The 20,935-nt window shown below is 72.0% G+C and carries 19 protein-coding genes; 9 read left to right on the forward strand and 10 right to left on the reverse strand.

The window, feature by feature from the left end:
* Window positions 1–155 precede the first annotated feature (155 nt).
* A complete protein-coding gene (locus MF406_RS17285) occupies window positions 156–2,078 on the forward strand; it encodes an HNH endonuclease signature motif containing protein (RefSeq protein WP_242895836.1) in 1,923 nt (640 codons plus the stop codon).
* A 183-nt stretch (window positions 2,079–2,261) separates the two neighbouring features.
* Here MF406_RS17285 and MF406_RS17290 read toward each other — a convergent pair whose 3' ends face one another.
* On the reverse strand, window positions 2,262–3,710 hold the full coding sequence (locus MF406_RS17290; protein ID WP_242895837.1) for an amidase: 1,449 nt from the start codon (window positions 3,708–3,710) through the stop codon (window positions 2,262–2,264).
* A 48-nt stretch (window positions 3,711–3,758) separates the two neighbouring features.
* Between MF406_RS17290 and MF406_RS17295 the strand changes: the two genes are divergently transcribed.
* The 4 genes from MF406_RS17295 (at window position 3,759) to MF406_RS17310 (ending at window position 7,545) form a co-directional block, all read left to right on the forward strand.
* Complete coding sequence (locus tag MF406_RS17295) at window positions 3,759–4,199, forward strand: VOC family protein (RefSeq protein WP_242895838.1); 441 nt, start codon at window positions 3,759–3,761, stop codon at window positions 4,197–4,199.
* 161 nt (window positions 4,200–4,360) lie between these two features.
* Window positions 4,361–4,543 carry an antitoxin gene (locus tag MF406_RS17300; RefSeq protein ID WP_242895839.1) on the forward strand — a complete coding sequence of 61 codons (183 nt, stop codon included), beginning with the start codon at window positions 4,361–4,363 and terminating at the stop codon, window positions 4,541–4,543.
* Window positions 4,544–4,680: 137 nt separating this feature from the next.
* Window positions 4,681–7,011 (forward strand): prolyl oligopeptidase family protein, encoded by a 2,331-nt coding sequence (locus MF406_RS17305; RefSeq protein WP_242895840.1) that lies wholly within the window; start codon window positions 4,681–4,683, stop codon window positions 7,009–7,011.
* A 90-nt stretch (window positions 7,012–7,101) separates the two neighbouring features.
* Window positions 7,102–7,545: an HIT family protein gene (locus tag MF406_RS17310; RefSeq protein ID WP_242895841.1), complete on the forward strand. Its 444-nt coding sequence runs from the start codon at window positions 7,102–7,104 to the stop codon at window positions 7,543–7,545.
* 34 nt (window positions 7,546–7,579) lie between these two features.
* Here the strand turns inward: MF406_RS17310 and MF406_RS17315 are convergent, their stop codons facing one another.
* The 9 genes from MF406_RS17315 to MF406_RS17355 form a co-directional block, all read right to left on the reverse strand.
* Window positions 7,580–8,302 carry a creatininase family protein gene (locus MF406_RS17315; RefSeq protein WP_242895842.1) on the reverse strand — a complete coding sequence of 241 codons (723 nt, stop codon included), beginning with the start codon at window positions 8,300–8,302 and terminating at the stop codon, window positions 7,580–7,582.
* Between the two features lie 9 nt (window positions 8,303–8,311).
* On the reverse strand, window positions 8,312–9,226 hold the full coding sequence (locus MF406_RS17320) for a phosphotriesterase (protein WP_242895843.1): 915 nt from the start codon (window positions 9,224–9,226) through the stop codon (window positions 8,312–8,314).
* A 16-nt stretch (window positions 9,227–9,242) separates the two neighbouring features.
* Entirely contained in the window at window positions 9,243–10,505 is a 1,263-nt protein-coding gene (locus MF406_RS17325; RefSeq protein ID WP_242895844.1) for a PTS ascorbate transporter subunit IIC, read from the reverse strand.
* A gap of 2 nt (window positions 10,506–10,507) precedes the next feature.
* Entirely contained in the window at window positions 10,508–10,789 is a 282-nt protein-coding gene (locus tag MF406_RS17330) for a PTS sugar transporter subunit IIB (protein ID WP_242895845.1), read from the reverse strand.
* A gap of 4 nt (window positions 10,790–10,793) precedes the next feature.
* On the reverse strand, window positions 10,794–11,237 hold the full coding sequence (locus MF406_RS17335) for a PTS sugar transporter subunit IIA (RefSeq protein ID WP_242895846.1): 444 nt from the start codon (window positions 11,235–11,237) through the stop codon (window positions 10,794–10,796).
* Window positions 11,227–11,991, reverse strand: a complete 765-nt coding sequence (locus MF406_RS17340; RefSeq protein ID WP_242895847.1) for a GntR family transcriptional regulator — start codon at window positions 11,989–11,991, stop codon at window positions 11,227–11,229. The genes MF406_RS17335 and MF406_RS17340 overlap by 11 nt, the downstream gene beginning before the upstream one ends.
* Window positions 11,992–12,309: 318 nt before the next feature.
* Complete coding sequence (locus tag MF406_RS17345; RefSeq protein ID WP_242895848.1) at window positions 12,310–13,902, reverse strand: GMC family oxidoreductase; 1,593 nt, start codon at window positions 13,900–13,902, stop codon at window positions 12,310–12,312.
* 327 nt (window positions 13,903–14,229) lie between these two features.
* Window positions 14,230–16,146, reverse strand: coding sequence for a glycoside hydrolase family 2 protein (locus MF406_RS17350; protein WP_242895849.1), 1,917 nt, complete (start codon window positions 16,144–16,146; stop codon window positions 14,230–14,232).
* Window positions 16,147–16,374: 228 nt separating this feature from the next.
* Window positions 16,375–17,469, reverse strand: a complete 1,095-nt coding sequence (locus tag MF406_RS17355; protein WP_242895850.1) for a LacI family DNA-binding transcriptional regulator — start codon at window positions 17,467–17,469, stop codon at window positions 16,375–16,377.
* Window positions 17,470–17,581: 112 nt separating this feature from the next.
* Here MF406_RS17355 and MF406_RS17360 point away from each other — a divergent pair, with 112 nt between their 5' ends.
* From MF406_RS17360 to MF406_RS17375, 4 genes are all read left to right on the forward strand, one after another.
* Window positions 17,582–18,676 (forward strand): ABC transporter substrate-binding protein, encoded by a 1,095-nt coding sequence (locus tag MF406_RS17360; protein WP_242895851.1) that lies wholly within the window; start codon window positions 17,582–17,584, stop codon window positions 18,674–18,676.
* A 33-nt stretch (window positions 18,677–18,709) separates the two neighbouring features.
* Entirely contained in the window at window positions 18,710–18,943 is a 234-nt protein-coding gene (locus MF406_RS17365; protein ID WP_242895852.1) for a hypothetical protein, read from the forward strand.
* A 33-nt stretch (window positions 18,944–18,976) separates the two neighbouring features.
* Window positions 18,977–19,957 (forward strand): carbohydrate ABC transporter permease, encoded by a 981-nt coding sequence (locus tag MF406_RS17370; RefSeq protein ID WP_242895853.1) that lies wholly within the window; start codon window positions 18,977–18,979, stop codon window positions 19,955–19,957.
* A 76-nt stretch (window positions 19,958–20,033) separates the two neighbouring features.
* Entirely contained in the window at window positions 20,034–20,924 is an 891-nt protein-coding gene (locus MF406_RS17375) for a carbohydrate ABC transporter permease (RefSeq protein ID WP_371744679.1), read from the forward strand.
* Window positions 20,925–20,935 lie beyond the last annotated feature (11 nt).

The raw sequence follows: 20,935 nt of genomic DNA on the forward strand, positions 1-20,935 counted from the left end.
TGAGGGTGCAGGGAGTATGCCGACTGCCAGGGCGAGTACCGGGGGTCTCGTTCACGAGCCGTGGGCGGTCATTCGGCACCGCCGCCACGCGCAGGTTCGGCCTGCTGGGGACGGGGTCGTGGTCGATGTCGGTGGGTGCCGGTACCGTGATACACATGTTCGAGGAGGAGCGCGAGGTCGGTGCCGACGGGAGTGCCGACGGCACTGGGCCGGGCAACGTCTCCGGTACCACGGCCGCCACCGAGGTCGGCGTCACAGCCGCCACCGCCCAGGAAACCGGCGCGGAGACCGACACCGGCACCGAGACCGGCGCTGACGCGGACGCGGACGTCGCCGCGGTCTACTCCTCGGTTGGCGCTGACGGCGGAACCGCTGCCGAGACCGCCGCCGAGACCGCTGCCGACGCTGCCGCCGGGGCGGTGGGTGGGGTGCTGTCGCGGGCGCAGGATCTGATGGGGCTGGACCTGGCCGGCGTCCTGGACGGGGTGGACCCGGCCGGGCAGGGAGCCGCGGACCTGGTGGAGATGGCCTGGAACTGGTCCCGGGTGCTGTCCTGGGCCTACGCCCGCCGCGGGGAGGCCCTCGCCGAGCTGGCCGCGCTGGCCTCCCGGGAGTCCCCCGGGATGGCCCCGGGCGGGCACTGGGCCGGCGGGTACGTGCCGGTGGCCACCGAGGTCGGGATGCGGCTGGGCATCACCCGCCAGGCAGCGACGAGGCTGGTGCGCACCGGGGTGCTGCTCAACGGGATGCTGACCGGGACCGGGCTGGCCCTGGAGGGCGGGGCGCTGGACCCGGCCAAGGCCGAGCTGATCGCCACCACCCTGGCCGAGGTGCCCGGCCCGATAGCGCACGACGTGGAGGACATCGTGCTGCCGGGGGCGCTGGGCCGGACCCCGACCCAGCTCAAGGGCGACCTGGCCCGGGCGCTGATCACCGTGGACCCCGTCGACGCCGAGCGGCGGGCCAAGGCCGCCCGCGCGAGGCGGCGGGTGTGCCACCCCAAGGCGCTGGCCGACGGGATGGCCTCGATCTACGCGGTGCTCCCCGCGGGGGACGCGATAGCGGTGGACCTGGCCCTGGACGGCGCAGCCCGGGCGGCCAAGGCCGCCGGCGACAAGCGAACCATGGACCAACTCCGCGCCGACACCCTCACCGCCGTCGGCGTCAACGCCCTGATCACCGGCCAGATCGCCATCACCACCCCCAGCAGCAGCAGCGCCGAGGGTACCGGCGGGCCTGCGCCCGGCCCCGGCACGCCTGACCGGACCACGAGCGACCCGCCCACCGCAGCCATCGGTGGACGCGGCGGGACGGGCGCCAGCGCCGGCGAGACCGGCCCTGACCCCTCCGGACGGACCGGAGCAGGCCCCGAACCCGCTGGGGGTGACGCCGGCCCGCCCGGCAGCGGCCCGCCCGGCGCCCCGGCGCCCCCGAGGTCAGACCCGATACCGCCGCCCGGGACAGCCCCGCCGCAGCAGGGCACGTCACCGCCAGACCCTGACGCGGTCGAGCGGGCGGTGGAGCCGTTGCCGGCGATGCCGGTGGCCCCGGTGCGGGTCAACGTCACCGTCCCGCTGACCACCCTCATGGGCGGGCCGGAGCCGGGGCACCTGCACGGCTACGGCCCCATCGACGCCGCCACCGCCCGCGCCCTCGCCCTGGGCGGGACCTGGCGCCGCCTGGTCACCGACCCCCTCACCGGCACCGTCCTGGACCTCGGCCGCACCCGCTACCGGCCCCCCGCCGACCTCGCCGACCTCGTCCGTGCCTGGGATGGCACCTGCGTGCGCGGTGGCTGCGCCACCCCCGCCACCCGCTGCGAGCTCGACCACGACCTCCCCTGGGCCGCCGGCGGCACCACCTCCTTCCGGACCCTGTCCGCCAAGTGCAAGGTCGACCACCAGCTCAAGACCTGTGGGGACTTCATCGTCCAGCCCCACGGCCCGGGCACCTACGACTGGACCTCCCGCCTGACCGGCCTGACCTACCGCCGCCACCCCGACGGCGCCACCACCTACCAGCCCCTCAACCCCAACGACGACCCCCGCGGCACCCAGGACGACTCACCCCCGTTCTAGCGGCACGGTCGGCACCCGAGGGGCAGGCACCACGGCACAGGCCCAAGTGCCCGTCGGTCGCCTCTAGTCCGGTCGGTCGGCTCAGCCCTAGCACCCCGGCGGCCAGACCGGCGGCGTCCCAGCCGACGCAGCGGACGCCGTCGGCCCATCGCCCCCGCAGCCCGGGCCTGACCGCCGCGGCGCTCAGGCCGGCAGGTCCGGGGCGAACGCCGGCCACGGGTCGGCCGCCTCGAGCTGGGCCGCGAGGGCCAGCAGCGTCCCCTCCTGCCCGACCCGCGCCCCGAGCATCACCCCGAACGGCAGGACCGTGCCGTCGACCTCGGCCCGGTGCAGCGGCACCGAGATCGCCGGGCCGCCCAGGATGTTCCACATCGAGGTCCACGGCGTGTACGCCTTCTGCGCCGCAAAGTCCCCGGCCGGGTCGTCGTCGTCGCGCATCGCGCCGATGGGTGCCGGCGGCTGGGCCAGCGTCGGGGTGAGGACGACGTCGACGCCGGCCCAGACCAAGGCCGCCTGCCGGGCCAGGCGCTGGACGCCGGCGACCGCCTCGGCGTACTGCACGCCGCTGACCGACCGGCCGATCTCGCGCATCCACCGGCTCAGCGGCACGAGCAGCTCCTCGCGCTCCGGCGGGACCGGCGCCTGCAGCGCGCCCACCGCCCACAGCGGCATGAAGGCGTCCCACTGCTCGGGGGAGAACGGAACCGCGACGGGCTCGAGGTGGTGGCCCAGGTCCTGCAGCACCCGCCCGGCCCGCTCGACGGCGGCGAGCGTCTCGGGGTGGACGGGGGCGGCGGCGTCGTTGACCGGGTCGGTCAGCACGCCCACCCGCAACGGCGCCGGGTCGGCGTCGTCGGCCTGGCCGAACGGCTGGGCCGGCGCCGGCAGCAGGTAGTGGTCGCCCGGCCAGGGCTGGGCGAGGACGTCGAGGAAGGCGGCGGAGTCGCGGACCGTGCGGGTGAGGACGCCGTTGGCGGCCAGCGCGGCGCCGTCGACCTGGTGCGGCCCCGGGGAGACCCGGCCGCGGCTGGGCTTGAGTGCGACCAGCCCGCAGGCGGCGGCCGGGATCCGCAGCGAGCCGCCGCCGTCGCTGCCGTGGGCGGCGGGCACGATCCCGGCCGCCACCGCGGCCGCGGCACCGCCGCTGGAGCCGCCGGCGGAGCGGGTGCGGTCCCAGGGAGTGCGGGCCGGCGGGGCGACGTCGGGCTCGGTGTAGGGCGGCAGCCCCAGCTCGGGGGTGGTGGTCTTGCCCACCATGACGGTGCCCGCGCCGCGGAGCAGGCTGACGACGCCGTCGTCGACCGGCGCCACGAACCCGGCCAGGGCCGCTGAGCCGGCGCCCATCGGCAGCCCGGCGACCATGGTGAGGTCCTTGATGGGCACCGGCACGCCGAGGAAGGGGGGCAGGGTGCCCGGCTCCTCGGCCACGGCGCCGACGGCGGCGAGCTGCTCCTCGGCCTCGGCGGCCTGGGCGAGGGCGCGCTCCTCGGCGAGGTGGACGAAGGCGCCCACCTCCGGGCCGAGGCGACGGGCCCGGTCCAGGGTGTGCCGGGTGACCTCGGTCGGGCTGACCTCGCCGGCGCGGATCGCCGCGGCGAGGCCCAGGGCGTCGAGCTCGTGGATCTGGACCATGATCCCGAGGCTAGCCGCGAGGGGTGGCGCCGGGGCACACTCGCCGGCATGGCCAGACCCGTGCAGATCGTCATCGACGCCGCCTCCCCGGCCCGGCTCGCCGAGTTCTGGCTGGCGGCCCTGGAGAACCGTGGCTACGTGATCCCGGGCCCGCCCGGGAACTTCCCGGACTGGCCGGCGTTCCTCGCCGCCCAGGGGGTGCCGGAGGACCGGTGGGACTCGGCCTCCGCCATCGAGGACCCGGCTGGCGCGCAGCCGCGGATCTACTTCCAGCGGGTGCCGGAGCCGAAGACCGTCAAGAACCGGGTCCACCTCGACCTCCAGGCCGGCGGCGGCCCGACCGTGCCGCTGGCCGAGCAGCGCGAGCGGGTGGCCGCCGAGGTGGCCCGGCTGGTCGGGCTCGGGGCGACCCGGCTCGCCGAGCACACCGAGCTGGGCACTCACTGGGTCGTCATGCAGGACCCGGAGGGCAACGAGTTCTGCGTGTGACGCCGCGAGCCCGGCCACCGATGAGCCCGGCCGGCGACGACCTCGGCCACCGAGGAGCCCGGCCACCGACGCTCCACCGGTTGCGGGTCCCGGCCGGCGGGGTGAGTCTGGCAGCGCCGCACCGACCGGTGCGGCGATGTCTAGCCAGGAGGAGCGCAGCCATGTCGATGGGCGACCTCGGCAAGAAGGCGGGAGACCTCGCCAACAGCGAGCAGGGCGAGCAGAAGAGCGACGATGCCCTTCAGAAGGGCGGAGACGCGCTGAGCGAGAAGACCGGCGGGAAGCACGCCGACAAGATCGACAAGGGCGTCGACGCCGCGGACAAGAAGATCGGCAACGAGTAGGCCGACCAGCTCCGCGCGGCCGGGCCCCCGCGGGCCCGGCCGCCTGCTCTACCCACACGGTTCCGGCCGCCTGCTGTGCCCATTCGCGGGCGGTCGCGCCGGAACGCGGCGGGGGCACGGCGTGATGGGATGACGCCATGACATCGCGTCCCGGCCTGACCGGCTCCCCCGTCAGCACCCCGACCGAGACCGCGGACCCCCACGCCTGGCTGGAGGACGTCGAGGGCGCCGACCAGCTCGCCTGGGTCCGCGAGCGGAACGCCAAGGCGGAGGCCGCGCTCGCCCGGACGGAACGGTTCGCCGAGATCCGCGAGGGGATCCTGGAGGTCCTGGACTCCACCGCGAAGATCCCGGTGGTCACCCAGCGCGGGCCGCACCTGTACAACTTCTGGACCGACGCCGAGCACGAGCGCGGCCTGTGGCGACGCACCACCTGGGACTCCTACCGCACCGCCGAGCCGGAGTGGGAGGTGCTCCTCGACCTCGACGCCCTCAGCGCCGCCGAGGGCGAGAGCTGGGTATGGCACGGGGCCACGGTGCTGCGCCCGTCCTACCACCGGGCGCTGGTGCACCTCTCCCGCGGCGGCTCCGACGCCGACGTCACCCGCGAGCTCGACCTGACCACCCGCACCTGGGTCGAGGACGGGTTCACCCGCCCCGAGTCCAAGGGCGGCATGGGCTGGGAGGACAGCACGGGCGACGTCGTCTACGTGTTCACCGACGTCGGCCCCGGCTCGATGACGACGTCGGGCTACCCCCGCACCGTGCGCCGCTGGCGGCGCGGCACCCCGCTCGCCGAGGCGCCGGAGATCTTCGCAGGGCAGGCGGATGACCTCACCGTCTCCGCCGGGCACGACTTCACCCCGGGGTACGAGCGCGACGTCGTCGTGCGCGCGCTCGCCTTCTACGAGAGCGAGGTCTACCTCGCCGGCCCGGACGGGACCCTCACCCTCCTGGACCTGCCCCGCTCCAGCGAGCCGGACTTGTACCGGGAGTGGCTGACGGTCGAGCTGCGCGAGGAGTGGACGGTCGACGGGCGGCGCTACCCCGCCGGGGCGCTGCTGGCGATCCGGTTCGTGGATTTCCTCGCCGGGAACCGGGACTTCACCGTCCTCTTCGCCCCCTCGTCCACGACGTCGCTGGTCGGCGCGTCCTGGACCCGGCACCACCTGGTGCTCACCGTCCTGGACGACGTGCGGCACCGCCTGGAGGTCCTCACCCCGCCGAGGTCGGGCGGTCCCGGTGGGTCGGCCGACGGCGCCGCTGACGTGGCCGCCGACGGCGCCCCCGACCTGGGTGCCGATCGTGCCGCTGACCTGGCCGTCGCGGGCCATGCCGACGACGGCGCCACTCACGCTGGTTCCGATCGTGCCGCTGACCTGGCCGTCGCTGACGATTCCGGCGACGGCGCCGCCCATCCGGGTGCCGACGGCGCCTCCGCTGCCGGGTGGCGCCGCCGCCCCCTCGTCCTCGGCGGGCCGGACACCGAGCTGGCCACGGTGGCCGTGGCCGCCGTCGACCGGGACACCGAGGACGCCCTCTGGGTGACCACTACCGGCTTCCTCTCCCCCACCGCGCTCGCCCGCGTCGACCTCGACGCCGACGGCGCCCCGGCCGCCGTCGAGCCGCTGAAGTCCCTGCCGGCGTTCTTCGGCCCGACCGGACTGACGGTCTCCCAGCACTTCGCCGTCTCGGCCGACGGCACCCGGGTGCCGTACTTCCAGGTGTCCCGGGAGCGGGCCGACGGGGAAGGCCGCGCCGGGCCCGCCCCGACCCTGCTCACCGGCTACGGCGGGTTCGAGATCCCGCGGCTGCCGACCTACTCCGGCGCGGTGGGCCGGTCGTGGCTGGCGCGGGGCGGGACGTACGTGGTGGCGAACATCCGCGGCGGCGGGGAGTACGGGCCGCGGTGGCACCAGGCGGCCCTGAAGGAGAACCGGCACCGGGCCTACGAGGACTTCGCCGCCGTCGCGCAGGACCTGATCGCCCGCGGCGTCACGGACGCCGCGCACCTCGGCACCCAGGGCGGGTCGAACGGCGGGCTGCTCGTGGGCAACATGCTCACCGGCTACCCCGAGCTGTTCGGCGCCATCGTGTGCCAGGTGCCGCTGCTCGACATGAAGCGGTACTCCCACCTGCTCGCCGGCGCCTCGTGGATGGCGGAGTACGGCGACCCGGACGACCCCGAGCAGTGGGAGTTCATCCGGGGCTTCTCGCCGTACCACAACCTCGACCCGGCGCGGGACTACCCGCCGGTGCTGTTCACGACGTCGACCAAGGACGACCGGGTGCACCCCGGGCACGCCCGCAAGATGGCCGCGCTGATGCTCGCCACCGGCAAGGACGTCACCTACTACGAGAACATCGAGGGCGGCCACGGCGGCGCCGCGACCAACGCCCAGGCGGCGCACATGCAGGCCCTGGCCTACGAGTTCCTGTGGCAGCGGCTCGGTGGGCCGGCCGGGTGAGCGGGCTCGGCGCGTGACCGGTCGCGTAGGACTGCCCGGGCGCGTGACCGGTCGTGCGGGCCGGCCCGGGGGCGTGACCGGTCCGGCCACGTGAGCGGAGGTAGGCCGGACGACGGCGGCTGCCTGTTCTGCCGGATCGTCGCCGGTGAGGAGCCGGCCAGCGTCGTGCACGCCGAGGCCCGGATGATCGCCTTCCTCGACGCGTTCCCGGTCAACCCCGGGCACGTCCTCCTCGTGCCGCGCCGGCACGCCGTCGGGCTGGCCGACCTCGACCCCGCCGACGGGGTGGCGCTGTGGCGGGTGGCGCACCGGCTGGCCCCGCTGCTCCGGGCCGAGCCGTGGGGCGAGGGCGTCAACCTCCACCTGTCCGACGGCGCGGCCGCACACCAGGAGGTCATGCACGTCCACCTGCACGTCATCCCGCGCCGGCGCGGGGACGGGCTGCGGATCGTGCAGGACAACCCGGCGTCCCGGCCGCGCCGGGCCGAGCTGGACGAGGTGGCTGGGCGGCTGCGCGGGGCGCTCGGCGCGTAGGCCGGGATCCCCTCCGTCGTTGGTCGTGTTCTTGTCAGCGGGCTCTGGCCTTCTGAATGATGCGTACTGACTCCTCGACGAGGGCGTCGAACATCGCCCGGCCCTTGGCCGCCGTCGCGAGCGTGGGGTCGCCGAAGACCCCGCTCTCGCTGACGTTGCCCAACTGCTCGGCCCCGTAGGCGTACTCCTCCGAGAACGGGGGGTACTCGCGGACGGCCTTGGCCATGTCGACGAGATCCGGCCGCGCGTCGAGCAGCAGCGACGTCTCGAACTCGCAGGCGTGGATCATCCCGTGCCACGTCTCCGACTCGAGGTGCTCAGCGAGGATCTCACTCAACTTCGGGTAGAAGAGGCGCAGCACCGGGAAGGACGAGCGGGCGGCGTGGTCGCGGACGACATACTTCATGGTGGTCACGTTCGACTCGTGACCGTCGGCGATCACGAGCATGCCGAAGCCGCTCCGCTCGGCGCTCTCCACGACGTCCCCGAGGTAGGCCTCGAGTGTTCGGTGCCCCACCGTCACAGTTCCGGGGGTGTCCTTCCACACCCAGGAGTAGCCGAAAGGCACCGTCGGGAGCACAATCCCGTCCACCCGGTCCCCGATCCGACGCGCGTACTCCTCAGCGAGGAAACTGTCGGTCCCGAGCGGCAGGTGGTGACCGTGCTGCTCGGTGGCCCCGATCGGGAGGATCGCGATGGGCCGCTCGGCCATCCGGGCCGCGAGCTCGTCCCGGGTCATCTCTGCCAGCAGAGTCATTCAATCTCCCTAGAAGGCACCGAGCCAGGTGGCCGGGTTGTCGTGGAAGAACTTGTCCACCACATCTGCCGGTATTCCCTCGTCCACCAGCCGCGGCGCGAACACCGTCTTGATGAATCGAAGCCCAGGCCCGCCGCCGTAGCCCTCGAGGTAGCTCTGCCGACCCATGTCCCCGGAGATGAGGAGCTTGTCGGCGAAGCCGTGGTCGACCACGCTGCGGATGAGTTCGACGCGCACACTGTCCGGGTAGTACTTCACCTTCCCGGGGCCGTCAAACTCGACGTACGCCCCCCGATCCAGGAGACGGAGGTGGTAGTACGGGTCGGCGTTGCGGTCGGAGTGGCCGACGCAGACCCGTTCGAGCGGCAAGCCCTCGGACTCGAGGATGTCGAGCATCTCCATCCCCATCGTCCCGGCCTCTGTGTGCAGCCACACGGGCGCTCCGGTCTCCAACGATGCGCGAGCGGCGGCGACCGTCGTCTTGCGCTCCAGGGGGTGGATGACGTTGTACCAAGACCCGCCCTTGATCAGGCCGGCTCTCGCATCGCTGCCGTCCATCCCCTCGGTGAGGTCCTTCACCATGCGCTCGACCAAGAACTCGACCGAGACGATCTCCACCCACCTCGGGTAGTAGACGTGCTTGTTGAATCCAGTGAGCCCAAGGACGTGGACGCCAGAGTCCTGCGCCAGGCGCTTGAGGACGGCGCCGTTGCGTCCGTAGTCCAGCGGCGAACCGTCTACCACGGTCCCCCCGCCCACCGACCGGAACAGCTGCAGCTCGTACAGCGAGGACTCGTAGGTGGTGAGTTCAAGGTCCCGATCTGGTTGGGACGCTGGGGGGCTGCACCACAGGTGCTCGTGCGGATACGTGAAGCCAAGGTCGTTCGCGTCGATGTCGCCGAGGACTGTGCGTACCTTTGCCATGAGATCTCCCTCTTGTCTAGACGCCGAACAGCAGGCCCACCGCGCGCATGAGCGCGACCACGAGGATCGCGTCCGGCGAGGCGAACCACAGGCCGGTGATGCCGTAATCGTCGAGGCCTACGAGTGGGTAGGCGACGGCAACGATGAACTGGAACAGGAAGCCGAGCAGGAACCCTGCGATGACCGCACCACGACGTCCGCCCATCGCGTTGCCGAATACACCGGCCGCTGCGCCCATGAAGAACAGGCCGATCACGGACGGCAGCACGACGACGGTTGTGAAGGTCGACAGCACGGTGGCGACCAGCCCGCCGACGACGGCCATGATAAAACCGATCGTCGTCGCGGTGGGGGCGAAGGCGTAGAAGATGGGCACGTCGAGGGCGGGCTTGGCGCCGGGGACGAGCTTCTCGCTGATGCCCTTGAAGGCGGGGATGAGCTCGCCGAGGAACATCCGCACCCCCTGGAGAAGGATGAGGATGCCGACGACGAACGTCAGCGCGTTGAGGACCACCATGAGGGGGGCCGGCTGTTCGCCGCTGAGCTCCGCCACCAGCTCCGGGCTGGCGAAGGCGGCAGCGACACCGTACACGAGGACCATGACGATGCTCATGAGCACCGACATCTCCTTGAGGAAGTCCAGCTTGGGGCTGATCTTCACGTCCTCGGTGGTCCTCTCCTTGTTGCCGAGCTTCCCGCCGATCCAGCCGGTGGCCCAGACGAGCGAGGAGCCGTAGAACCCGAAGGCCACGTTGTCGTTGCCGGTGACCTTGCGGACGAAGGGCTGGGCCAGGGCGGGGAACACGACCGAGGTGACGCCCTGGATGACACTGCCCACCCCCACGGCGGCCCAACCGCTCACACCCATCTGGTCGAGCACGATCGCGATGGTGGCTGCCATCGAGAACATCATGTGGCCGGTCAAGAAGATGTACTTCAGCGGTGTCAGCCGCGCGAACACGAGGTTGAGGAGGAAGCCGAAGACCAGGATGAAACTGGTCTCCATGCTCAGGACGGCCTGGACAGCGGCAGCAATTGCATTGTCCTCGGCAATCACACCTTCGAGGCCGAAGGCGTCCTCGAACATCTGGCTGAAGGGCACCAGGCTGTCGACGATGATCCCAGAACCGGCCTGGAGGATCATGAAGCCGAGAATCGTCTTCAGGGTTCCCTTGATGACGTCCGACGCCGCCCGCCGCATGGCGATCAGCCCGACCAGCGCGACGAAGCCGATGATGAAGGCAGGAGTCGAGAGGAAGCTCGTGATGAAGCCGAGCATGGCTACTTCACGTCACTCTGCTTGATGAAGTCAAGGAACTTGGCCTCGATCTCGGCCTTGTCGAGGATGTTGCTGATGCCGATGACAGGGACGTCGATGTCACTGAGCTCCTTGACGATCTCGCTGGACCCGAAGATCGCGTCGCAGTCGCGTCCTTTTACACTCGACATGTCGAGGGCCTCGCCCTGGACGTCGACGCCGTGCTTGCGTCCGATCTCCTGGATGTCCATGAGGAGCATGAGGCTCGTGCCGAAGCCCATGCCGCAGGTGGTGATGATCTTCATTGGTTCAGCCTTCCTGGAGGGGGTTGAACAGTTTGACGACCGTCTTAGGGTCGTCGGCCTGAAGGATCGTGGTGACCGCAGCGTCGTCCATGAGCACAGCGGAGAGCCTTCGCAGGACCGCGATGTGCGCATTGGCGTCCACACCGACGAGCGGGATCACCACGCTGACCGGGTCGTTGTGGGGGTGCCCGAAGGGCACCGGCTCGACGAGTCGCACCACGGCAATGCCCTCGCGCAGTGCACCGTTCTCGGGACGTGCGTGCGGCATGGCGATGTGCGGGGCGAGCACGATGTAAGGCCCGAGCTCGTGGTAGGCACGGACCATGGCATCGAGGTAGTCGGCTGTGGCCCGCCCGGCCTGGACGAGCAGCTGGCCGGCAAGCGTGATGGCGTGCTCGGCGTCGTCGGCGTGGGCATCGAGCAGGACGAGGGACTCGTCAATCTCCACGGGAACTCCCCTGTCGGCGTGGTGCGGGTTGGGCGAGACGGTTTCGTCCGCCCGTGAGCTGCGCGTGGTACTGGTACCGGTCGCCGCGGGCCACCATGTCCACGACCTCTACCGGGACGTCATGACTGTCGAGCGTGCGGCGGCGGACGTTCAGGACGGATGCGCCCTCTTCGATGTCCAGCAGAGCGGCCTCGACGGCCGTCGCTTCGCGGGCTCGGATCGTCTCCTCGCCCGAGACGAGCTCGAGTCCATAGGTGGCCGCCAACTCGTCGTAGAGCGAGTCCCCCTGCAGCCCGCGCTCGACGAGGCCGGGCACGGCACGCTCGTCGAGGAAGTTGACCATGATGGCGATGGGTGCGTCGCTGACGTGTCGGACGCGGGAGATGACGACGACGCTGTCGTCACGCTTGATCCCGAGCTCAGAGGCGATGCGGCGGCCAGCCTTCTCCCGTCGCAAGACCACATGGCTGCTCGAGGTGGGGACTCCTCGTTGGCGCATCTCGTCGGTCCAGCTGTAGACCCGACCGACATCCTGTGTCTCTGAGCGGGCGCGGACCTGCGTGCCACGGCCTTGACGCTTCTCCAGGTAGCCATCGCTGACGAGCGTCTCCACCGCCCGGCGCACGGTGGCGCGACTGACCCCGAACTCCTGCTCGAGCTCGGGCTCGGTCGGGATCATCTCGCCCACGCGCATCTGCGCGATGCGCGCGAGGAGCTTCTCCCGGACCTGCCGGTAGAGCGGCAGTCGCGCCATGGATGCTCCCACCCTAAACAACATGATGTGTGTCACCGGCGACACTAGGTCATGCGTATGTTTGAGGTCAACAGGCAAGGCGATCGACAGCACGGGCAGTGCCGGAACCACGTGGGCGTGCAGGCGTCGTCGGACAGCCCGGCAGGAGACAGCTGAGCTCTCCTGCGGGGTTCAGCTGGGTCCGCGGGCAGCGACGGGAGGTACGAGTGACCTCGTTGCTGGACTGGTTCCTTGACCGGTCTCCGCTCGACCCGACGTCTCTGTTGGGTCGTCCACGGTCCTGGCCGAGTCAGCGCGCCGACCAGGACGGTTGAGGGCTCAGCGCTCGGCCAGGATCCGCTCGGCGGCGAGCCACGCGAGCGCCATCGTCGGCGCCGCGGTGTTCCCGGCCACCTGGACCGGCAGGACCGAGGCGTCGACGACCCGCAGGCCGTCCACGCCGCGCACCCGCAGCTCGGGGTCCACCACGTCGTCGTCCGCCGGGCCCATCGCCGCCGACCCGACCGCGTGATAGATCCCGCCGCCGGTGTCCAGGGCGTAGTCGACGACCTGCTCGGGCGTCGAGACCGCGGGCCCCGGGTACTCCTCGTCGAGGACGTAGTCGGCCAGGGGCCCGGCGGCGAAGACCTCGCGCGCCACGCCCAGGATGGTGCTGGTGGCCCGCCGGTCGCCGTCGTCCTGGAGGAACCGCGCGTCGATGAGGGGGGCGTTCTCCGGAAGGCGGCCGGACAGGTGGATCGAGCCCTGCGTGGTCGGGCGGATCTGGTAGCCCAGGAACATCACGCCGGAGTGGCCCGCGAGCTTCATCGCCTCGCTGGTCGTGTCCAGGGCCATCGGGACGAAGATGCCGTGGATGTCGGGCCGGTCCAGGTCGGGGGAGGACTTGAACTGGCAGACCAGGTCGTACCCGCCGGTGGCGATCGGCCCGCTGCGGGTGAGGAGGTACTTGAACCCTTCCCAAGCTTGCTTAGGCACCGTGTTCAGCTGCTGGGTCGGGCCGATCTGCCGCTTCAGCCGCACCTGGACGGTGACGCCACGCTGCTCGATGACCCGCTCGCCGACGTTCGGGCTCTCCACCACGACGTCGACCCCGGCGCCGTGCAGCACGTCCGCCCGCCCGATGCCGGAGCGCTCCAGCAGCAGCGGTGTCTCGACGGTGCCGGCCGAGAGGATGACCTCCTTGCGGGCCCGCAGGTCCAGGGTCTGCCCGCCCTGGCGGGCGCGGACGCCCACGACCCGCGTGCCGTCGAGGATCAGGTAGCCGGCCCGGGTGCGGGTGAGCACGGTGAGGTTGCGGCGCCGGCGGACGGGCCGGACGAAGGCGCGGTAGGAGCTGGTGCGCAGGCCGTTTTTGATCGTGGACGGGGTGAAGCCGATGCGCTCGGTGTCGTGGGCGTTGGCGTCCGCCACCCGGTCCCAGCCGTAGCTCTGCGCGGCCGCCAGGATGGCGCCGACCACCTCGTCGTCGTTCTCGGTCACCGACACCCCGAGCGGGCCGCCCGCGCCGCGTAGCGGCGAGGCTCCGAGGTTGTGGTCCTCGATAGTCCGGTAGGCGGCGAGGAAGTGCTGCCAGTCCCACCCGGGGTTGCCCCGCGCCGCCAGGCCGTCGAAGTCCGCCTGGGCGCCGCGGGTCCACATCATCCCGTTGACGGCGGTGGAGCCGCCGAGCACCTTGCCGCGCGTCCAGGTCTCGACCTGCCCGCGCGGCCCGATGGGCCGGGTGGGGTAGTGGTAGGTGTAGCGGTCCCCGCGCAGGGTGAAGAAGAACCCCTTGGGGATGTGGAGCAGGGGGTTGGCGTCGCCGCCCCCGTACTCCAGGAGCAGGACGGAGCTCGTCGGGTCCGCCGAGAGCCGGTTGGCGAGCACCGACCCGGCGGCACCCGAGCCCACGACGATGTAGTCGACCTCCATGGCGATTCCGCACACCCCTCTGTCTGCTGGGACCGTCGTCCTGCACCCTTCGTCGAGAGCCGCCGACTGCTCCACGCTACTTGTGTCTAGCTTCCCTGGGTTCGTACGGAGAGGAGGCGTGGCCCTCGATGATCGACGAGATCACCGGGCCATCCCGACCCGGTGGTCTCGTGCCCGGCTGATGCCGTGCGGCGGGCGCCCTGACCGTGTGGGAGCTTCCCGACGGCGCCCAGCACCCTAGAGGGTCGCCCCGCACCCTGGAGAGAGGGCTGCCGCCGGCTACGGGCGCCCGGGTCGGGCTGTCGCCACCGGGTCCGGCGCTGACGATCACGAGCGTCCCGCCGTGGCCAAGGATCGTCCGGCACCGGCTCGGTCGCTGGCCTCGACGGCGGCAACCTGCTCCTGGACCGCGCGGATGCGCGCCACGTCGAGCTTCTCGGTGCGGTCGAACCGGTAGACGCCGTTCTGCTCCTGGAACACGTCGGTCAGCTGGGTGTAGCAGTAGCCGAACATGAGCGAGTCGCCGAGCAGGGCGTTCGTCAGGCCCGCGAAGCGCGCGTGGAACTCATCCTCGTCGGCAACGCGACGCCCGTAGCCCCACGACTCGCCGCGCACGTTCCCGGCGGCCGTGGCCGCCTCCTCGGGGTTCCACCAGATACCGCCGTACTCGCTCACGAAGTACGGCTGCCCGCGGTACGGCAGCGACCAGACCGAGCCGTCCTCGCGCCGGTTCTCCCACGGCTTGCCGTCCGCGAGACCGCCGACGAGCTCGGCGAACCGCTCGACGTCCTGCTCGTACAGGTGGGAGTCCCACACGTCCGTCTCGAGGACGCGATGGGAGTAGCCGCTCGCGTCGATCACCGGCCGCGACGGGTCCGCGAGCTTCGTCGCCAGGAACATCGCGCGCGTGACGTCGTCGAGCACGGTCATGCGGTCGTGCAGGTCCTGGAACGTCTCGTTGAGCGGGCACCACCCGACGATCGACGGGTGCGAGTGGTCGCGCTCGAGCGCCTCGAGCCACTGCGTGACGAACGACGCCGTGGGCTTCTGGTAGTCGCCCCTCGTGCCCTGGCCCGACGCGCCCCAGTCACCGAACTCGCCCCACACCAGGTAGCCGAGGCGGTCGGCGTGGAAGAGGTACCGCTCCTCGAACACCTTCTGGTGCAGGCGCGCGCCGTTGAAGCCGGCGGCGAGCCCGAGCTCGATGTCGCGCACGAGCGCCTCGTCGGCCGGGGCAGTCATGAGTGACTCGGGCCAGTAGCCCTGGTCCAGGACGAGGCGCTGGAACACCGCCTCACCGTTGATCCGCAACGCCTGGCCGTCGATCGACACCGACCGCAGGCCCGCGTACGAGCGCACGCGGTCCACGACCTCGCCCGCCGCGTCATGGACCTCGACGAGCACCCCGTAGAGATGGGGCTGGCCCGGACCCCACAGGTGCACCCGCTCGTCCGGCACGACGACGCGCAGCGCCGGTGCGAGGTCGAGGTCGGCGCGGGCGACCGCGCGCCCGACCTCACCGTCGGCGTCCGACACGCTCACGGTCAGGGTGTGGCCGCGGCGGTTGGCGGACAGCGGCACGACGACGTCGAAGGCCGAGCTCGCGACGTCGGGCGTGATCCGCGGGCGGCGCGCGTGCACGGCCGGGACGGGCTCCATCCAGACGGTCTGCCAGATGCCCGTCGTGCGGGTGTAGTTGCAGTGCGTGTTCGCGTACCAGGTCGCCTGCTTCCCGCGCGCCTGGACCGCGTCGCGCGGGTCGCGCGCGCGGACGACGACGGTCACCGTGTCCCCGGCGCTGGCGACGCCGTGCAGGTCGGCCGTGAACGGCGTGAACCCGCCGCGGTGGCGCGCGACCTCGACGCCGTCGACCCACACCGTGGTGTCGTGGTCCACGGCACCGAAGTGCAGCAGGACGTGGTGGTCGTCGCCGACCTCGGTCCACTCGGCCGGGATCGTGACCTCACGGCGGTACCAGACCGCCTCGAGGAAGTCCGTGTTCTCGACACCGGACAGCGCGGACTCCGGGGCGAACGGGACGAGGATGCTCCCGGCGAGCGGACGCTCGCGCAGACCGCGCTCGAGCCCGGAGTCGCCCTGGTCGATCTCGAACTCCCACAGCCCGTTGAGGTTGAGCCACCGCTCGCGGACCGCCTGCGGGCGCGGGTACTCCGGTCGCGGCACCTCTCCTGCCGTCGGTGCGCTCGGCGGGTCGAGCAGGTCGAGGGGCAGCGGCTGGGTCATGACGTCTCCATCGCGGTCGCCGATGATCGGGTGTCAGCGAGATCCGAACCTCGCACCCCCCGAAGTTACAACGTTGTACCAGGACAGTGCCAACACCACGCCTCCGCGGGCCGCGCGCCGCCCGCCCATGCAGCTGTGCCTGCGCTCCCCCAGGACCGTCGACGGCGCGCGAGCACAGGCACCAGCCGCCGACAACCCATTGCCTGAGCAGCGTGGACCACCCGTGCCTCAGCCACCCGGGCGCGAGCTCTCCCGCACCAGCAGCCGGTGCGGCACGACGGCGTCCATCGGCTCGCCAGGCCTGCCCTCCACCTGCGCGACGAGCCGCTCGACGGCGTGCTCGGCGATAGCCCGCACATCGGGCGCGACGGTCGTCAGTGTCGGGTTGGCGAACCGCCCGTCCTCGGTGTTGTCCCAGCCGACAACGGCGACGTCCTGCGGGACGCGCACACCGTTGGTCCGCAGCGCGTGCAGCGCACCGAGCGCGAGCAGGTCGTTCCCGCACAGGATCCCGTCGACCTCACCGATGCGCGCCAGAACGTCCTCGACGACGCGCGCGCCCGCGGCCCGGGTGTACAACGGCGCGGGGAGCACCCACTCGTCGCGCACCGGCAGGCCCGCCTCGCGGAGCGCCTCGGTGAACCCCCGCAGCCGGGGCGCCCCGGACCGCTCGGGCAGGCCGGGCTCGGCACCGAGGAACGCGAGCCGCCGGCGCCCACTCTCGAGCAGGTGACACGTCGCCTCGCGCGCCGCACGGACGTTGTCAATGCTGACGTGGTCCGTGTGCACGACGCCGGCGCGCGGGTCCGCGGGCCGCTCGCCCAGCAGCACCATCGGCGTGGTGCCGCGCAGGCCGTCGACGTCGGAGAGGCTGAGCTCGAGCGGGGAGAAGACGATCCCGTCGATGAGGCGGACGTCGAACCCGCGCGCCACGGCCTCCTCCGCCTCTCGGTGGCCGCGCGTCTCCTCGATGAACACGCGGTAGTCCCTCGCCGCCGCGGCCTCGATCACCGCATGCGCGAGCGTCGAGAAGTACGACGAGTCGATCTCCGGCACGGCGAGCGCGAGGATCTTGGTCCGGCCCTGTCGCAGCTGGCGCCCGGCGAGGCTCGGCCGGTAGCCGAGCTCGGTGATCACCCGCTCGACACGCTCGCGCGTCGCCGGGCCCACGCGCCCGGTGCCGTTGACGACGTTGGACACGGTCTTCCACGACACGCCCGCGGCCGCCGCGACGTCCTTGATCCCGGGCGGGCGCCGCGCCCGCCCGGCCAGCGCATCCGCAGGACCGCCCGTGGTCACGCCCTCGTCCTGTCGTTCTCCCACGGAGGCCCCCTCGTCTCGTCGCCCGACGTCGGCCACTTGACGACGGGGTGTGAGGTAGTACATGTTGATACAACGTTGGAACGCAACGTTGCACCGGAGCGAGGAGTCGAAGATGACCGCGCCACGAAGGGCGGGGCGGGCCCCGCTCGGCACCGCACCACCGGGCGTGTCCCGCCGAGGGTTCCTGCAGGCGGCGCTCGTCGGCGCCGGGGCGGTCGCCCTCGGCGGCACGCTCTCGGGCTGCGCGCCGGGCGCGAGCGCCGGCGACCGCACGACCGTCCGCATCTGGGACCTGTTCTCGGGCGCCGACGGCGAGCGGATGCAGTCCATGCAGGCCGAGGCGATGCGCGCGAACCCCGACGTCTCGGTCGAGTCGGTGACCCTCGCGTGGGGCTCTGCCTACTACACCAAGCTCGCCATGGCCTCCTCGGGCGGCCGCCCGCCGGAGGCCGCGGTCATGCACATGTCGCGCCTCGCGGGCTACGCGCCCGGCGGGCTGCTCGAGCCGTTCGACCTCGACGCGCTCGCCGACCTCGGGATCCGCGAGGAGAACTTCGCGCCCGCGGTGTGGAAGCGCGCCTCGTACGACGGCGAGCTCTACGCGCTCCCGCTCGACACGCACCCGTTCCTCACCTTCTACAACCGGGACATCGCGGGCCAGGCGGGGCTCATAGGTGCAGACGGTCTCCTGACGGAGCTCTCGTCGACCCAGGCGTTCCTCGACGCGGGCCGCGCGATGGCCGAGGTCACCGGCGACACCGGCATGGCGTTCGGGTACCTGCTCGACACCGCGCAGTCGTGGCGGCTCTTCTGGGGCCTGTACGCCCAGACCGGCGCCGGCTACGAGCTCAGGCCCGGTCGTCCGGCCGAGCTCGACGAGGGCGCCGCGACCGAGGTCGTGGAGTTCATGCAGGCGATGCTCGACGGCACGGTCGCCCCGCCGAACCAGGACTACCCCGGCGCGATCGCGAGCTTCGTCACCGGTCGCTCGGGTCTCATCGTCTCCGGCGAGTGGGAGCTGCCCGCGTTCCAGGCGGCCATCCCCGACGTCGGCGGCGCCCCATTCCCCACCCTGTTCGGCACGCCGGCGAACTACGCCGACTCGCACGCGTTCGTCCTCCCCCGCCAGGGCACGCCCGACCCCGCCCGGCGCGACGCCACCTACCGGATCCTCGCGAACCTGCTCGCCGAGGGCAGCCTGACGTGAGCCGGCGCCGGGCACATCCCCGCGTACCAGCCGGTGCTCTCCGACCCCGAGTACGCGGGGCTCACGCCCCAGCGCGACTACGCCCCGGCGGGCGACATCGTGGTGCTCGACCCGCCCGTGTGGTTCGCGGGCGCCGGGAGCGACTTTCAGGCACGCATGTGCGACGCCATGTCCAACGCGCTCCAGGGCCGGGCGACGGCCTCGAGCGCGGTGGAGCGGATGCTCCGCGAGATGAACCGCTTCCTCGAGACCCCGAACCCGGCCTGAGCCTGAGCCTGAGCCTGAGACGAGAGGACGACGATGACCGTCTCCAGCACCCCCGGCGTCGGGGCCACCACCCAGGGGACTGCGGCCGCCAGCAGCGCGTCCCCCACTCGCCGGCGGCCCGCCGCCGCCACGCCCGACCGTGCCAGGGGCACCCTCCGCTCCCGCGACCGCTCCGGCTACCTGTTCGTCGCGCCGTTCGTGCTCGCCGCCGCGCTCTTCCTCGGCTGGCCGATCGTGTCCGGCCTGTGGATGAGCCTGACGAACCGCAGCCTGACCGGCTCCGGCAACGAGTTCATCGGGCTCGCCAACTACGCCGAGGCGTTCGCCGACCCGCAGGTATGGCAGACGTTGTGGCACACCCTGCTCTTCACCGTCCTGACGACCGTGCCGCTCGTCGTGCTCGGCCTCGTCATGGCGCTGCTGGTGCACACCGGGCTGCCGGGCCAGTGGTTGTGGCGGACGTCGTTCTTCGCGTCCTACCTGCTGCCCGTCGCGGTCGTGACCGCGATCTTCGCGTGGGCGTTCCAGCCCGACATCGGCCTGTTCAACACCTGGCTCGGCAACCTCGGCATCCCACCCGTCGGCTGGCTCACCGAGGAGGGCGTCGCGATGCTGTCCGTCGCGCTCGTCACCGTGTGGTGGACGGTCGGGTTCAACTTCCTGCTCTACCTCGCCGCGCTCCAGGGCATCCCGGGGACGCTCTACGAGGCCGCGACGATCGACGGCGCGGGCGGCTGGCGGCGGCTCTTCTCGATCACCCTGCCGCAGCTCAAGAGCGTCACGGGCGTCATCCTCGTGCTCCAGCTCCTCGCGTCGCTCAAGGTCTTCGACCAGGTCTACCTGCTCACCGCGGGTGGCCCCAACGGCAGCACCCGACCGATCCTCGAATACATCTACGACACCGGGTTCACCAACTACCGCCTCGGCTACGCGTCGGCGATCTCCTACGTGTTCTTCGCGATCATCCTCGTCTTCACCCTCGTGCGGCTCCTGCCGAACCGGAAGGAGCGCTGACATGGCCAGCCTGACGGTCACCGAGCTCACCCGTCCTCACTCTCCCGCCGAGGCCGGCCCGGCCGGCGACGGCCGCATGACGTGGCGCGACCGCCGTCGCGCCCGGGCCGCCGAGAACCGGGCGATGACCCGCCTGACGCTCGGCACGAGCCGGTGGGCCCGCGGCCTGGCGCTCGCGGTGCTCCTCGTGCTCGCCGCCGCGTGGCTGGTCCCGTTCCTCTGGGGCGTGGACACCTCGTTCAAGTCCGAGACCGACGCGGCGACGAGCGCGACCTGGCTCCCGCCGTCGGGCTTCACGCTCGACGCCTACCGCGAGGTCCTCTCGCGCGGCGACGTCCTGCGGTGGACGTGGAACACGACACTCGTCGCGGCGGCCGTCACGGCGATCACGGTGCTCATCTCGGCGATGGCCGCGTACGCGTTCTCGCGGACCCTGTTCCGCGGCCGCAAGGCCCTCCTCGCGGTCACGGTCGCGGCGATCCTCGTCCCGCCGCAGATCCTCATCGTGCCGCTGTTCCAGCAGATGCAGGCCTTCGGCCTGGTGGACACGCTCGCCGCGGTGGTCCTGCCGCAGGTCGTCGCGCCCGTCATGGTGTTCATCCTCAAGGGCTTCTTCGACGCCATCCCCGAGGAGCTGCTCGACGCCGCACGCATCGATGGCGCGGGGCCGTGGCGCCTGTTCTGGACGATCGTGGTCCCGCTGTCGCGCTCGATCCTCATGGCCGTCGCGATCTTCGTGTTCATCGGCGCGTGGAACAACTTCCTGTGGCCGTTCATCGTCACCAACGACCCCGCGCTCATGACGCTCCCCGTCGGCCTGGCGACCGTGAAGAGCGCCTACGGCGTCCAGTACGCACAGACCATGGCCGCGGCCGTCGTCGCCGCGCTCCCCCTGCTCGTCGTGTTCATGCTGTTCCAGCGCCGCATCGTGCAGAGCGTCGCGACGACCGGGATGGGCGGGCAGTAGCCGTCCCGTCG

It is taken from the genome of Georgenia sp. TF02-10, from assembly GCF_022759505.1.
Lineage (GTDB): Bacteria > Actinomycetota > Actinomycetes > Actinomycetales > Actinomycetaceae > TF02-10.